At 67.8% G+C, this 13,816-nt stretch carries 14 protein-coding genes; 9 read left to right on the forward strand and 5 right to left on the reverse strand.

Annotated features, from left to right (window positions below; all coding sequences use genetic code 11):
* Positions 1 to 68: 68 nt before the first annotated feature.
* On the reverse strand, positions 69 to 1,490 hold the full coding sequence (gene pdxR, locus C8D03_RS06740) for a MocR-like pyridoxine biosynthesis transcription factor PdxR (RefSeq protein WP_348981692.1): 1,422 nt from the start codon (positions 1,488 to 1,490) through the stop codon (positions 69 to 71).
* A gap of 76 nt (positions 1,491 to 1,566) precedes the next feature.
* Between pdxR and C8D03_RS06745 the strand changes: the two genes are divergently transcribed.
* From C8D03_RS06745 to C8D03_RS06765, 5 genes are all read left to right on the forward strand, one after another.
* On the forward strand, positions 1,567 to 2,193 hold the full coding sequence (locus C8D03_RS06745) for an FMN-binding negative transcriptional regulator (protein ID WP_108045577.1): 627 nt from the start codon (positions 1,567 to 1,569) through the stop codon (positions 2,191 to 2,193).
* 40 nt (positions 2,194 to 2,233) lie between these two features.
* A complete protein-coding gene (locus C8D03_RS06750; protein WP_108045578.1) occupies positions 2,234 to 2,881 on the forward strand; it encodes a LysE family translocator in 648 nt (215 codons plus the stop codon).
* A gap of 215 nt (positions 2,882 to 3,096) precedes the next feature.
* Positions 3,097 to 3,630, forward strand: coding sequence for a hypothetical protein (locus C8D03_RS06755; protein WP_146170106.1), 534 nt, complete (start codon positions 3,097 to 3,099; stop codon positions 3,628 to 3,630).
* Between the two features lie 115 nt (positions 3,631 to 3,745).
* The gene (locus C8D03_RS06760) at positions 3,746 to 4,447 is read left to right on the forward strand and encodes an SDR family oxidoreductase (RefSeq protein ID WP_108045580.1); all 702 of its coding nucleotides are present in this window, start codon (positions 3,746 to 3,748) and stop codon (positions 4,445 to 4,447) included.
* Positions 4,448 to 4,532: 85 nt separating this feature from the next.
* The gene (locus C8D03_RS06765; RefSeq protein WP_181300736.1) at positions 4,533 to 4,760 is read left to right on the forward strand and encodes a DUF2798 domain-containing protein; all 228 of its coding nucleotides are present in this window, start codon (positions 4,533 to 4,535) and stop codon (positions 4,758 to 4,760) included.
* 40 nt (positions 4,761 to 4,800) lie between these two features.
* On the opposite strand, the gene C8D03_RS06770 is transcribed toward C8D03_RS06765, so the two are convergent.
* Positions 4,801 to 5,586, reverse strand: coding sequence for a class I SAM-dependent methyltransferase (locus C8D03_RS06770; protein ID WP_108045582.1), 786 nt, complete (start codon positions 5,584 to 5,586; stop codon positions 4,801 to 4,803).
* 225 nt (positions 5,587 to 5,811) lie between these two features.
* On the opposite strand from C8D03_RS06770, the gene C8D03_RS06775 reads away from it, so the two are divergent.
* From C8D03_RS06775 to C8D03_RS06785, 3 genes are read left to right on the forward strand one after another with little or no spacing between them, the layout of a single operon-like run.
* Positions 5,812 to 6,951: an ABC transporter substrate-binding protein gene (locus C8D03_RS06775; RefSeq protein ID WP_108045583.1), complete on the forward strand. Its 1,140-nt coding sequence runs from the start codon at positions 5,812 to 5,814 to the stop codon at positions 6,949 to 6,951.
* Positions 6,952 to 6,976: 25 nt separating this feature from the next.
* A complete protein-coding gene (locus tag C8D03_RS06780; protein WP_108045584.1) occupies positions 6,977 to 8,041 on the forward strand; it encodes a FecCD family ABC transporter permease in 1,065 nt (354 codons plus the stop codon).
* Entirely contained in the window at positions 8,035 to 8,811 is a 777-nt protein-coding gene (locus C8D03_RS06785; protein WP_108045585.1) for an ABC transporter ATP-binding protein, read from the forward strand. Before C8D03_RS06780 ends, C8D03_RS06785 begins: the two co-directional genes overlap by 7 nt.
* 8 nt (positions 8,812 to 8,819) lie before the next feature.
* Here the strand turns inward: C8D03_RS06785 and C8D03_RS06790 are convergent, their stop codons facing one another.
* Positions 8,820 to 9,983, reverse strand: coding sequence for a mandelate racemase/muconate lactonizing enzyme family protein (locus C8D03_RS06790; protein WP_108051293.1), 1,164 nt, complete (start codon positions 9,981 to 9,983; stop codon positions 8,820 to 8,822).
* 146 nt (positions 9,984 to 10,129) lie between these two features.
* Between C8D03_RS06790 and C8D03_RS06795 the strand changes: the two genes are divergently transcribed.
* A complete protein-coding gene (locus C8D03_RS06795) occupies positions 10,130 to 11,047 on the forward strand; it encodes a LysR substrate-binding domain-containing protein (RefSeq protein WP_108045586.1) in 918 nt (305 codons plus the stop codon).
* Here C8D03_RS06795 and C8D03_RS06800 read toward each other — a convergent pair.
* Positions 11,044 to 12,108, reverse strand: coding sequence for an Ldh family oxidoreductase (locus tag C8D03_RS06800; RefSeq protein ID WP_108045587.1), 1,065 nt, complete (start codon positions 12,106 to 12,108; stop codon positions 11,044 to 11,046). The two genes, C8D03_RS06795 and C8D03_RS06800, sit on opposite strands and share 4 nt — an antisense overlap.
* Positions 12,105 to 13,805: a hydantoinase B/oxoprolinase family protein gene (locus C8D03_RS06805; RefSeq protein ID WP_108045588.1), complete on the reverse strand. Its 1,701-nt coding sequence runs from the start codon at positions 13,803 to 13,805 to the stop codon at positions 12,105 to 12,107. The genes C8D03_RS06800 and C8D03_RS06805 overlap by 4 nt, the downstream gene beginning before the upstream one ends.
* Positions 13,806 to 13,816: the final 11 nt, after the last annotated feature.

Raw genomic sequence — 13,816 nt, forward strand, 5'->3', positions numbered from 1 at the left:
CGTCCGAGGCATCCGGCCCGGAGCTAGATCGCGCGCGTTGATCGGCCAAGGCCTGCCGGACGCGGCCGTCAACGCAGACCGGCCAGGACGCTCGCCAGCAACGCGACGCCGCGCCGCAAGGTATCGCTGTCGAGCGCGGCGTAGCCGAGGATGAAGCCTGCCGTCTCTGGCTTGGGAGCCTCCGGATCATAGAGCGGCGACACGGGGTGGAGACCGAGCCCGGCCGACCGTGCCGCCTCGACGATCTCGATCTCGCGGTCCGCCGCGACGCCGTTGATCCAGACGACGACATGCAGGCCGGTGTCGGCTCCCTCGACGGACACGGACGCACCGCACCGCGCCGACAGGGCCTGAAGCAACACCCCGCGGCGCTCCGCGTTCTTCCGGCGAATGCTACGGACGTGGCGCTCATAGGCGCCGCTGGCCAGCAGATCGGCCAGCGCCTCCTGCTCCAGCAGCGGCGCATGCCGATCCGTGACGCGCTTCGCCTCGGCGAACACCCGGGCGAGGCCAGCGGGCAGGACGAGATAGCCCAGCCGCAGCGTCGGCGACAGCGTCTTCGAGACCGTACCGACATAGATCACGGATTGCGGGCCAAGCGTCTGCAAGGGTGGGATCGGGGCAATGTCGTGCCGATACTCGCCATCATAATCGTCCTCGACGACATGGGCCCCGGAGGCCACCGCCCAGGCCAGAAGCGCGCGCCGCCGCGTGGCGGAAAGGACGCCGCCGAGCGGAAACTGGTGGGACGGCGTGACGTAGACGAGGCGGCCCGGGGGCATGGCGTCGGTGCACAGACCGTCGGCGTCGACGGGAATGGGCACAGCCCTCCCACCGGCCGCGACGAAAGCGTGCCGCGCCAGCGTGTATCCCGGGTTCTCCATCAGGAACGGATCGCCGGGATCGAGCAGCAGCCGCGCGCAGAGGTCGAGCCCCTGCTGGGAGCCGTTGACGATGACGATGTCCTCCGGCGAGCACAGGATGCCACGTGCCCGCCAGAGATAGCCCTGCAGGGCCGCGCGGAGGTCGAGAGCCCCTTGCGGATCGCCATAGCGCAGCCGCTCCCTTCGGCTGAGCGTGACCCTGGTCAGGGCGCGCCGCCAGGGCTGAACAGGAAAGTCGGCGCCGGCGAGGTCGCCATAGCGTAAGTCGGCGACCTTGAACGAGCGTAACGGCGCCGGTGGCGGCAGATCGAGCAGACGCCGCGCGAAACCGGAGAGCCGATGGACCGCTGCGACCGGCGCCGGCGTCGATGTTCCCCTAACCGACAGACCATGCGCCACGACCGGACGGGCCCCGGCCCGCGTGACCAGATAGCCCTCGGCGATGAGCTGGCCATAAGCGGCTGTGACGGTCGTGCGGGACGCGCCCCATTCCGCCGCGAAGGCACGGGTCGATGGCAGGCGATCCCCCGGCTGATAGGCGCCGCTGTGGATCTGCTCCTTGATCGCCGCGATAATCCGGCGTCCGACGCCTTCCAACTGGACCACATCAATCTCGTAAAACTGGCTATTCCCTGCAAGCCAGATTGCCGGCATTGATCCCGCAAACGCAAGGAGATCCGCGATGTACACGCCGCCCGCCTTCCGCGACGACGACAGGGACAGCGTCCTGGCGACGATCCGTGCAGCGCGTCTCGCCCATTTCGTCACGACCACTCAAGACGGCGTGCTGGCCACGCCGCTACCGCTCTACATCGACGCGAACGAGGGCGAGCATGGCGTGCTTTACGGCCATCTCGCCAAGGCCAACCCGCAATGGCGGACGCCCGCCATTGCGGACGGGCTGGCGATCTTCATGGGGCCGGACGCCTATATCACGCCGTCCTGGTACCAGACCAAGCAGGAGACCGGGAAGGTCGTGCCAACCTGGAACTATGTCGCGGTGCATGCCTATGGCCCGGTCGAGTTCTTCGACGACGCCGCCCGGCTGCTGGAGGCAGTGGCGCGGCTGACCGGCATCCATGAGGGCGAGCGCGCAGCGCCCTGGGCGGTGTCCGATGCGCCTGCCGATTTCATTCAGGCCCAGCTTCGCGGCATCGTCGGGCTGCGCATGCCGATCAAGCGGCTGGAGGGCAAGCGCAAGATGAGCCAGAACCGGCCCGCCGGCGACCGCGCCAATGTCGCCGCCGGCCTCGCTGGGAGTTCGCGGCCGACGGAGCGGGATGCCGCGTCACTCATCCCGATCGACTGATCCACTCGTCGGTATCCATTCCCTTCCCCGGTCAGGTCCCATGCCCGATTTCGCCCAGCTCGCCTTGTATATCGCCGCGGCCCTCCTCCTCGCGGTCACGCCCGGCCCCGGCATCTTCTACGTCGCGGCCCGCACGCTTGCCGGCGGTCGCGGCGAGGGCATCGCCTCCAGCTTCGGCACCGGGCTGGGCGGCATGGTCCATGTCCTTGCCGGCAGCCTCGGCGTCTCCGCAATCGTGCTGGCGAGCGCGGAGCTCTTCACCGCGCTCAAGCTGGTCGGGGCCGCCTATCTGGTCTGGCTCGGGTTCCGCACCTTGCAGGCGGCCCGGCGCGATGCGGCGAACACCTTGAGCGACGGCATGGTCGAGCCACCCATCGGACCCCGGAAGGCGTTTCGCGAAGGCGGCGTCGTCGAGGCGCTGAACCCGAAGACCGCGGCCTTCTTCCTTGCCTTCATTCCCCAGTTCGTCGACCCCACGGGCAGCGTGGCGTTGCAGTTCGTGGTGCTTGGCTTCATCTCCGTCCTGCTCAACACCCTGGCCGATGTCGTGGTCGCCATCGCGGCGAGCAGCATCCGCGATGGTGCGTCCGCCCGCCCCGGCCTCGTCAAGCGCCTGCGCGAGGCCTCGGGCGGCGCGATGATCGCGCTGGGCGTCGGCCTGGCCCTGGCAAAGCGGCCCGGCGCCTAAGCGCGAAGACCGCCCGCACGCCCCCACCCGTGTTACTGCGAGCCCAAGCCGTTTGCGCGACTTCCATCGTCTATGAGACTTCCATCGTCTGTGAGACTTGCGGCGAGGCGTCGATCACATGATCGTTCGCTCTCACTCGTGAAGGATTCGCCCTCACGAGGGGTTCGCGGTTGCGGGCCGGCGTCGCGGCGCCGGCAGGAGGCGCCGGAGACGAGATGAGACCGCACGCCGCTCTCGACGCCATCCCCGTCCCGATCCGCCGGGCCGCCTGTGCCTTTCACGAGGCCGGCCACATTCTCGTCGGCTGGCATCACAGGCGATACATCACGCATGCCTGGCTGCGGCCACCTTACGGCTTCAGCGGCGAGACCTGTTTTGTGCCCTATCACAGGGGGTTCGCGACAGAACGGAAGGACGATCTCGCCCGCGCCGAGGTGGAGGTCACGATCCTCTCTGCCGGATATTGCGGGGAGATGATCTACTGGAACGAAGGCGAAGGCCTGAAATGGTATCCGGGCGAGATCAACTCCCATGATGACGACCTGCAGCAGATGCTGCCCTATATCCGCTTCCTGCGCCCGCAGGACGAAGCAGCTTTTCGCCAGCGCTGCGCCCGGGCCGCGACTGCGATCCTGTACGATTCCCGCATGATCGCGGCACAGAAGGCCATCGCCGGGGTGCTGTGCGAAAGACGGCGCATCGAGCCCGACGACGTCGACGACATCATCGGGCGCGGGAGCGCGGGCTGAAGGCCGACCGCGCGGACGCGATGCGGCGCTGGTTCACGCTCACGGCAAGCCCGTATCCAGCTCGCCCGAAAAGGCTCTAGAACGGATGCGAATCGACAGGACCGAGGAACACGACATGACCAGGAAAGTGGCGATCGTCACGGCCGGCGGCAGCGGCATGGGAGCGGCGACGGCGCGCCGCCTCGCGAAGGACGGCTACGAGGTCGCGATCCTGTCCTCCTCGGGCAAGGGCGAGGCGCTGGCGAAGGAACTCGGCGGCATCGGCTTGACCGGCTCGAATCTGTCGCAGGACGACGTCATGCGCCTGGTCGAGCTGACGGTCGCGCGCTGGGGCCGCGTCGATGCGCTTGTCAACAGCGCCGGTCATGGGCCGAGGGCGCCGATCCTCGACATCACCGACGAGGACTGGCATCGCGGCCTCGACGTCTATTTCCTGAGCGCCGTGCGCGCGATCCGGCTGGTGACGCCGATCATGCAGGCGCAGAAATCAGGCGCGATCGTCAACATCTCGACCGCCTGGGCCTTCGAGCCTGATGCAATGTTTCCAACCTCGGCGATGGCACGGGCGGGGCTCGCGGCCTTCACCAAGATCTTCGTCGACAAATATGCGCCCGACAACATCCGGATGAACAATGTCCAGCCGGGCTGGATCGACAGCCTGCCGGCGACCGACGAACGGCGCCAGCGCGTGCCGATGCAGCGCTACGGCACCAGCGACGAGATCGCCGGCACGATCGCCTTCCTGCTCTCGCCCGACGCCGGCTACATCACCGGGCAGAACATCCGCGTCGATGGCGGCATCACGCGCTCGATCTGAGCGGACGATTCCTCGCCAGCGGCCATGACAGGCCGTTGGCATGGCTTTGGCTTGTCACGAGCGGAGCAGAACCGGAGCGCAGGCCTTGGCGACGATCTCTCGACGTTACTCGCATGTGGTCTTCGGCGTCATCCAGGCCGGCCTGACCTCCGCCATCGCATCGGGCGTGGCCGTCATGTCCGGCCCGGAATCGAATGCCTCGCTGCTGCGCTGGGCCTCGTCATGGCTGCTGTCCTGGGGACTGATGCTGCCTGTCGTCATCTTCGCGGCTCCGTTCATCCGGCGCGCGGTTGTAGCCATGACCGGCGAATGAGCGGCCGCTCTGCCCAGCGTCCCGACAGCGCGCGGCACGCTCAGCCCGGCTTGCGGGCCGAGACGATGAAGCGGTCCTGACTCGCCCGCTCGAGCCGCTGGTAGAGCGGCATGAAGCGGCCCTGGGCCCGGTGGATGGCGCCGAGATCGCGATCGATCACCACGTCGACGAAGCCGGCTTCGGTCAGCAGCCGCGCGATCTCCTCCGGCCGGCAGCCTTGCGAGAAATAGACGCGCGAGACGATCTCCTCATGGGCGGCGGCATAGGCGGGCGCAGGCTTCGGCGTCGACAGGCGCCTGACGAGCTTCGCCAGAAGGCGCAGCGCCCGGCCGTTGCCGGGGCGCGGATTGGTCATGTCGACATCGACGATGCCGACGCGGCCGCCGGGCTTCAGCACCCGGTGCCACTCGCGAAAGGCGGCCGGCGGATCGGGCAGCGTCCAGACCAGATGGCGCGTCGCCACGACATCGTAGCTGCCCGCCTCCTCCAGCGTGTCCTCGGCATCGCCGGCATAGAGCCTGATCGGCTTGCCCGCCGTCTTGGCGCGGGCGCGGGCGAGCATCGCCTCCGAGAGATCGAGCCCGGTGACACCATAGCCGAGTTCGGCCAGCAGGAGCGAGATCACGCCGGTGCCGCTGGCGAGATCGAGGGCCTTTGCACCGGGAGCCGCGGCGCCGAGATGGCGGGCGAACAGCGCCAGCCAGCCCTGCCGCTCCTCGGGAGAGAAGATTTCGTGCCCGGGCTGGGTGTCGAAGGTTTCCGAGCGCATCGACCAGAAGTCGCGGATCTCGTCCTTGAGGCTGAGATTGTGGTGCAGGGCTGTCATGGCTGGGGAACACCTTGGCCGGGCGGCTTCTGGTTGGGGTGAGGCGGAGTCGAGAACCACGGAATCCGAACGGAAAGCAAGAGGCGCCACGCATCAACGGACGCCACGAAGGCAAGATGATGGCGAGGCATGTCCTTGTTTTTGTTTACAATAATTCCAGAACATAAACCTTGACCACCCACGGGGCCGGACCTACGAGCCAGCGACTTCGTCCGGAGGTCCATCATGCAGTTCCTGCGCGCCATCCTCGGCACGGCCATGCTCGCGGCGTCGCTCCTTGCAGCGTCGCTCCCCGCTTTTGCCGAAAAAGTCTCGGTCACCGATGTGCTCGGCCGCAATGTCGAGGTCGAGGCACCGGTCCAGCGCGTCATCCTCGGAGAAGGCCGGCAGATGTATTTTGTCGCCGCGCTCGACAAGGACGATCCCTTCAAACGCGTCGTCGGCTGGCGCGACGATCTGCCCAAGGCCGACCCCGACAGCTACAAGCAATATCTCGCCCGCTATCCGCAGATCGCCAAGCTGCCGAGCTTCGGCGGCATGAAGGAAGGCGCCTTCGACATCGAGCAGGCGATCGCGCTGAAGCCTGACGTGCTCTTTCTCAATGTCGAGGCGAAGGTCGCCAGCGACGAGGCGAGCCTGGTCGAGAAGCTCGCAAGCGTCGGCATCCCGGTCGTCTATGTCGATTTCCGTGAGAAGCCGTTCCAGAATACCGAGCCGTCGATGCGGCTGATCGGCAAGCTCTTCGGCAAGGAGAAGCTCGCCGAGGACTTCATCACCTTCCGCGCCAACGAGATCGCCCGCGTCACCGACCGGCTCGCCAAGGTCCCGAATCTGAAGCGCCCGCTCGTCATGCTGGAGCGCGCCGGCGGCTATTCCGACGATTGCTGCATGTCCTTCGGCAACGAGAATTTCGGCAAGATGGTCGAGATCGCCGGCGGCAAGAACTTCGCGTCGGACCTGATCCCCGGCACCTTCGGCACGGTCAATCCCGAAGCCATCGTCGCCGCCAATCCCGATGTCGTCATCATCACCGGCGGCAACTGGGGTGCCTATGTCCCCGGCGGTGCCTGGGTCGGGCTCGGGCCCGGAACCGACATGGTCGAAGCGCGCCGCAAGCTGACCGGGCTCGCCGCGCGGCCAGCCTTCAGCCAGACGCAGGCCGTCAGGAACGGCCGCGTCCATGCGATCTGGCATCAGTTCTACAACAGCCCCTATCAGTTCGTGGCGATCCAGGAGATCGCGAAATGGCTGCATCCGGAGCTGTTTGCCGATCTCGACGCCGACGCCACGCTGAAGACGCTGCATGAGCGGTTCCTGCCACTGCCCTACGAGCCCGGCTATTGGGTCACGGTCGCGCGCAAGTGACTCAGCAAGAGCATGTGAGCCGGCAATGACCGCCACGGCGACCCGCGAGGCACTGCCAGGCCGTCTGGCCTATCGCTCGCTGACACTGCGGCGGCGGCTGATTCTGCTCGGCATGTTCGGCCTGCTGCTCGCCAGCCTCGTCGTCGACATGATGCTGGGGCCGGCGCGCTACGATGTCGGCCAGGTGCTGCGGACACTGCTGAATCCGTCGGAGGCGCCGGCCGCGCTGCGCGTCGTGATCTGGGACATCCGCCTGCCCATCGCGCTGATGGCGGTCGTCACCGGCGCCTCGCTCGCGGTCGCGGGCGCGCAGATGCAGACGATCCTGAACAACCCGCTGGCCAGCCCGTTCACGCTCGGCATCTCGGCGGCGGCGAGCTTCGGGGCGGCGCTGGCGCTGGTCTTCGGCGTCGGTCTCCTGCCGGTCGCCGCCGACTATATCGTCCCGATCAACGCCTTCATCATGGCGATGGGCGCGGCCATGCTGATCCATCTGCTCAGCCAGTCGCGCGGCGTCACCACCGAGACGGTGATCCTGCTCGGCATCGCGTTGGTCTTCACCTTCAACGCGCTGCTGGCGCTGCTGCAGTTCTTCGCTTCCGAACAGGCGCTGGGCGCCGTGGTATTCTGGACGATGGGCTCGCTGACCAAGGCAAGCTGGCAGAAGCTCGCGATCACCACCGCCGTGCTCGCCTTCACCCTGCCCTTCTTCCTGCGCCGGGCCTGGGCGCTGACGACGCTGCGGCTGGGCGACGACAAGGCGGCGAGCTTCGGCATCAACGTCAGGAAGCTGCGGCTCGAGATCATGCTGCTGGTCAGCCTGCTCGCGGCCGTGCCGGTCTCCTTCGTCGGCACGATCGGCTTCATCGGCCTCGTCGGCCCGCATATCGCGCGCATGGTCATCGGCGAGGACCAGCGCTTCTTCGTGCCGGCCTCGGCGCTGGCGGGCGCCGCGATCCTCTCGGCCTCCTCGGTGGTCTCGAAGTCGCTGATCCCCGGCCTGATCTTCCCGATCAGCATCGTCACCGCGCTGATCGGCGTGCCCTTCTTCTTCAGCCTGATCATGACGAGCCGGAAGCGCTCATGGTGAAGCTCGGCTTGGCCGGCGTCGGCGTCGCCTATGGCCGGCGACGCGTGCTTGAAGACGTCAATGCCGCAGAGCTTCGCGGCGGCGAGGTCGTGGCCGTGATCGGCGCGAATGCAGCCGGCAAGTCGAGCCTGTTTCGCCGCATCGCGGGGCTCGCCTCCGGCGACGGCCAGATCACCATGACCGGGGAGAGCCGGATCGCCGGCCGGGCCACACCGCGCTGCTGCTACCTGCCGCAGGACACGGCGGTGAATGCCGTGCTGACCGTCTATGAATCGATCCTGCTCGCGCTCAAGCAGGGCGGTTCCTGGTCGGTCAGCGACGACGAACTCCACCGTATCGACCTCGTCCTGCGCGATCTCGAAATCGAGGATCTCGCTTTCCGAGGTCTCGGCGAACTCTCGGGCGGACAGCGGCAGCTCGTCTCGATCGCGCAGACGCTGGCCCGCGAGCCCGACATCCTGCTGCTCGACGAGCCGACCAGCGCGCTCGACCTGCACCGCCAATTCGAGGTGCTCTCGCTCGTCCGCCGGCTGGCGCGCGAGCGCGGCATGCTGGTGCTGATCTCGATCCACGACCTCAACCAGGCGCTGCGCTTCGCCGACCGGGTGATGGTGCTGGCGCATGCGCGCCTCGTCGCGCTCGGCGATCCGCGCCTGATCGTGACGCCCGCCCTGCTCGACGAGGTCTATGGCGTCCGCGCCCGCGTCGAGACGCTGGCGGGTGGAGAGCCTTTCGTCCTCGTCGAAGGATCGAGCCGGCAGATCGTCTGAGCGGCGGTTCAGGCGGCGAGGCTGCGCATTTCCTTGATCAGGTCGGACTTGCCCTCGAAGCCGATACCGGCCAAGTCCGGCATGACGATATGGCCGGCTTCGACCCTGACGCCGTCGGGGAAGCCGCCATAGGGCTGGAACAGGTCGGGATAGGATTCGTTGCCGCCGAGCCCGAGCCCTGCCGCAATGTTCAGCGACATCTGGTGGCCGCCATGCGGGATGCAGCGGCGCCAGGACCAGCCGTTTTCCTTCAGCATTTCCAGCGTCCGGAGATACTCGACGAGGCCATAGCTCAGCGCGCAATCGAATTGCAGCCAGTCGCGGTCCGGGCGCATGCCGCCATAGCGGATCAGATTTCGGGCATCCTGCATCGAGAACAGGTTCTCGCCGGTCGCCATCGGGCCGGGATAATGCTCGGCAAGCCTCGCCTGGAGGTCGTAGTCGAGTGGATCGCCCGCCTCCTCGTACCAGAACAGATCATATTGCCGCAGCGCCTTGGCGTAGGCGATCGCGGTCTCCAGATCGAAGCGGCCATTGGCGTCGACCGCGAGCTGGCAGCCGGCCGGCAGCAGCTTCAGCACCGTCTCGATGCGCTTGCAGTCGTCTGTGAGCGGGGCGCCACCGATCTTCATCTTCACGACCGTGTAGCCGCGATCGAGATAGCCCTGCATCTCGGCGGCCAGCCCTTCGAGCCCCTTGCCGGGATAGTAGTAGCCGCCGGCGGCGTAGACGAAGACCTTCGGATCGGCCGTGACGCCAGCGCGCTCCGCCAGCAGGCGGAAGAGCGGCTTGCCGGCGATCTTGGCGACGGCGTCCCAGACCGCCATGTCGATGGTGCCCATGGCGACGGAGCGCTCGCCGTGGCCGCCCGGCTTCTCATTGGTGAACATCGCGGCCCAGACCTTGGCCGGGTCGATATTGCCGCCCTGCGCATCGAGCAGGCTCTCGGGCGCGGCCTGGAGCACGCGCGGGGCAAAACGCTCGCGGATCAGCCCGCCCTGGCCGTAGCGACCGTTCGAGTTGAAGCCGTAGCCGATCACCGGCTTGCCGTCGCGGATCACGTCCGTGACGACCGCGACGAGACTGAGCGTCATCTTCGAGAAATCGATGAAGGCGTTGGCGATGGGCGAGGCGATCGGGGCGGTGCGCTCCCTGATGTCGACGATACGCATGAGTCGAATGATGTCCTGTGGGTCGGGCTTCTTGTCGCGCCGGATCATAGAAAAATCGGCCGCCTTGTCAGCCATCTCTGGACTGGTCTTTTTTCACGCTAGCCATTCCGATATGAGATGGTTGAGCGGCCCCCTCGGGAGAATCCATGCGCAGCTTCGATCCGGTCTCGCTGCGGCTCTTCATCGCCGTCTGCGAGGAGCGCAACATCGCCGCCGCCGCGAGACGCGAGGCGATCGTGCCCTCGGCCGTCAGCAAGCGCATCAGCCAGATGGAAGACGAGGCCGGCGTCGCCCTGCTGGAGCGCGGCCGGCGCGGCGTCGCCCTGACGCCGGCCGGCGAAACGCTCTGCCGCTATGCGCGCGACATGCTGCACCTACTCGACCGGATGCGGGCGGAACTCGGCGCCTTCGCCGAGGGCGTGCAGGGGCATGTGCGCGTCTTCGGCAGCAAATCCGCGGTGGCGCAGTTCCTGCCGCAGGATATCGGCGTCTTCGCGCAGCGCTATCGCGAGGTGCGCGTCAGTCTCGAGGAGCGCGAGATCTGGGAGGTCGTGCGCGGCGTCGAGGAGGGCCGTGCCGATATCGGCGTCTGCTGGGATGCAGTCGATCTGCGCGGCCTCGACGCCCTGCCCTACCATCGCGATCGTCTCGCCGTGATCGTGCATCCGGACCATCCCCTGGCAGGGCTCGATCAGCTCGCCTTCGAGGACACGCTGGATTACGAGCATGTCGATATCGTCGGCCGCAGCATCATGACGACGACGCAGCGCAATGCGGCCGCAACCGCGGGCAAGCCGTTGCGGCATCGCATCCAGGTCTCGACCGTCGATGCCGCCTGCCGCATCGTTGCAGCCCAGCTCGCCCTGGCGATCGTGCCGCGCGAGGAGGCCGGCGCGATCCAGGAGGCCCTCGGCCTCAGGATCGTTCCGCTCCGCAACGGCTGGGCGAAACGTCAATTCGTCATCGCCACGCGAAGCGCCGGGCTGAGCCTGCCGGCGCAACTGCTCGTGCAGAGCCTGCGTGACTCAGCTCTGGCGGTGCCGGACGGCGCGCCCGTGCCCTAGCCGGTGAGCTCGACGCCGCGCTGTGCCGCCGCCCCGGCCGAGGCATAGGCTTGAAGCGTGTCGAAGAGCTTCTGCGGGATGGTGATGCCCTGTGCCGCCATGCGCTGACGGGCCGAAGTCCGCCGGCTGCCCGGCAGGCGCGCGCCCTCCTGGCCAGTGATCGCACCGAAAAGCCGTTCCAGCCGCTCAGTCGAGCCATCGCCGGCGAGCGCGCCGGTGTCGATCGCGATGAAGAACTGGCCGGTGCGGGGCGAGCCGCCGAGATTGTCGGCGAAGGAGGAGGCGTCGATCGAGAGATTGGCGCCGGTGAGCCAGGCCGCGAAGATCTCGACGATCAGCGCGAGTCCGGCGCCCTTGTAGCCGCCCGCCGGGACCATGGTGCCGCCTGCCAGCGCAGCTTTGGGGTCGGTCGTCGGCTCGCCGTCCCGGTCGAGCGCCCAGCCGAGCGGGATCGGCTCGCCGCGCTGCTGGTGGACGACGATCTCGCTCTTGGCGACGACGCTCGACGACTGGTCGAGCACGAGCGGATCGAGGCCTGCGCGCGGCACGGCGAGCGCGATCGGGTTCGTGCCGAAGACGGGCTTCGTGCCGCCCATCGGCGCGATCGAGGCCGGGGCGTTGACGAAGGCCAGCGCAAGGAGGCCGTGCTGCGCGATGCGCTCGACATGATAGCCAACGACGCCGCAATTGTACGAGTTGCTGACCGCGAGCGCGGCGATGCCCTGCGCCTTTGCCGCCTCGCACAAAGCCGGCAAACCAAAATCGATGGCCGGGTGGGCGAAGCCACCTTTGGCATCGACGCGGACGAGGCCCGGCCTCGGGCTGTCGAGCACCGGGCGCGCCTTGCCGTCGATCTTGCCGACCCGCGCATGCTCGCAATAGGTCGGCAGGCGGGCGAGGCCATGACTGTGGATGCCGTCCGCCTCGGCGGCGACGACGGAGGCCGTGATCGCGCCCTCGTTGCGCGGATCGACGCCGCAGGCGAGCAGGGCCCGGCGCGTCAGTTCCTCGACCTCGGCGAGGCTGAGCCGGACGCCGCCGGCTGGCTGATGGTCGCTCATGCCGCCACTCCCGTTTGCGCCGATGCGCCGTAAAGCGAGACCGCCTTTTCGGGGCTGACCATGCCGTCGGCGAGATCCTTGGCAACGCGCTGCGGGTCGCGCTTCAGCGGATCGCCGAAGCCGCCGCCGCCCGAGGTCTCGATGGTGACGACATCGCCGCACTTCAGCGGGATGCCGGAGATCTTCGAGCGCAGCGGCGTCCGCGAGCCGTCGGGATGGGTGATCGTCATGCTGCTCAGCGAGCCGGGCTGGCCGCCCTGGACGCCGTGCGGCGGAAAGCGGAAGCGCTCGAAATGGGCGCCGAGCTTGCCCGCATCCGCCTCCAGCCGCCATTCGCGGACGAGACCGAGACCGCCGCGGAACTCACCCGCGCCGCCCGAATCCGGGATCAGCCCATAGCGTGTGAAGGTGACGGGGTATTTCGCCTCGACCATCTCGATCGGAGCGTTGGTGTTGTTGTGCAGGCCGCAGGATAGCGCGCTGGCGCCATCGCCGCCGGCATGGCCGCCCCAACCGCCGACCTCGATGTCGAAATAGACCTGGCGCTTGCCTTGCCGGCCGACGGTCTGGAGGGCGTAGACATAGGAAATGGCGTAGTAGGCCGCCGGGATGCGCTGCGGCGCGATCTGGGCGAGGGCTCCGAAGACCGCGATCGCGATGCGATGGTTGATGACCATGCGGCCGGCGACAGGAGCCGGAAAGACGGCATCGACGACGCTGCCCTCGGGAAGGGTGACGCTGACCGGCCTGTAGCAGCCGGAATTCGCCGGGATGTCACCGCCGAGTGCGGCGAGCAGCGCGTAGTAGACGGCCGAGCAGGTCATCGCGCGGGTGTTGTTGATCGGCCCGCTGACCTGGGGGCTGGAGCCCGCGAAATCGAGCGCGATGCCGTCGCCCGTCTTGACGATCCTGACCGCCAGCCGGATCGGCTCGTCGGATTGGCCGTCATCGTCGACGAGCTCGACGAAGGAGGCCTCGCCGTCCGGCAACGCGGCAAGCCCGGCGCGCATCATCGCCTCGGAGCCGTCGAGGATTGCCGCCATGGCAGCGGCCAGCGAATCCGCGCCATATTTGCGGGCCATGCGCGCGACGGCGCGCTCGCCGATGCCGAGCGCCGCGATCTGCGCGTTGAGGTCGCCGCGCGTCTCGTCGGGCTGGCGGACATTGTGCAGCAGCATTTCGAAGACGCCGCGATTGAGGACGCCCCTGTCGACGAGGCGCAGCGGCGGGATGCGGATGCCTTCTTGGAAGACCTCGGTCGCAGCCGCATAGTAGCTGCCGGCCGCCGCGCCGCCGACATCGACATGGTGGCAGAGCGTGCCGACGATGCCGACGCGCTTGCCGTCCACGAAGACCGGCCGGAAGGTCTGGATATCCGACAGGTGTTGGCCGCCGGAATAGGGATCGTTGGTGACGATCACGTCGCCATCGTTCCACTCCTGCAGCGGGATGAAGCGGTCGAGGATGGTGCGCAGGCAATCCGACATCGAGTTGAGATGGACCGGGATGCGCGCCGACTGGGCGATGTTGTTGCCAGCGGCGTCGAAGACGGCGGTCGAGAAGTCCAGGATCTCGCGCACCACCGTGGAACGGCTGGTGCGCCAGATCGTGATGCTCATCTCCTCGGACGCGGCGACGAGCGCATTGCGGATGACTTCGAGGCGGATCGGGTCGATGCCCGTCTGAAGATCGGTCATGGCTGATGGCC

Origin of the sequence: Bosea sp. 124 (assembly GCF_003046175.1) — a bacterium.
Classification (GTDB): Bacteria; Pseudomonadota; Alphaproteobacteria; order Rhizobiales; family Beijerinckiaceae; genus Allobosea.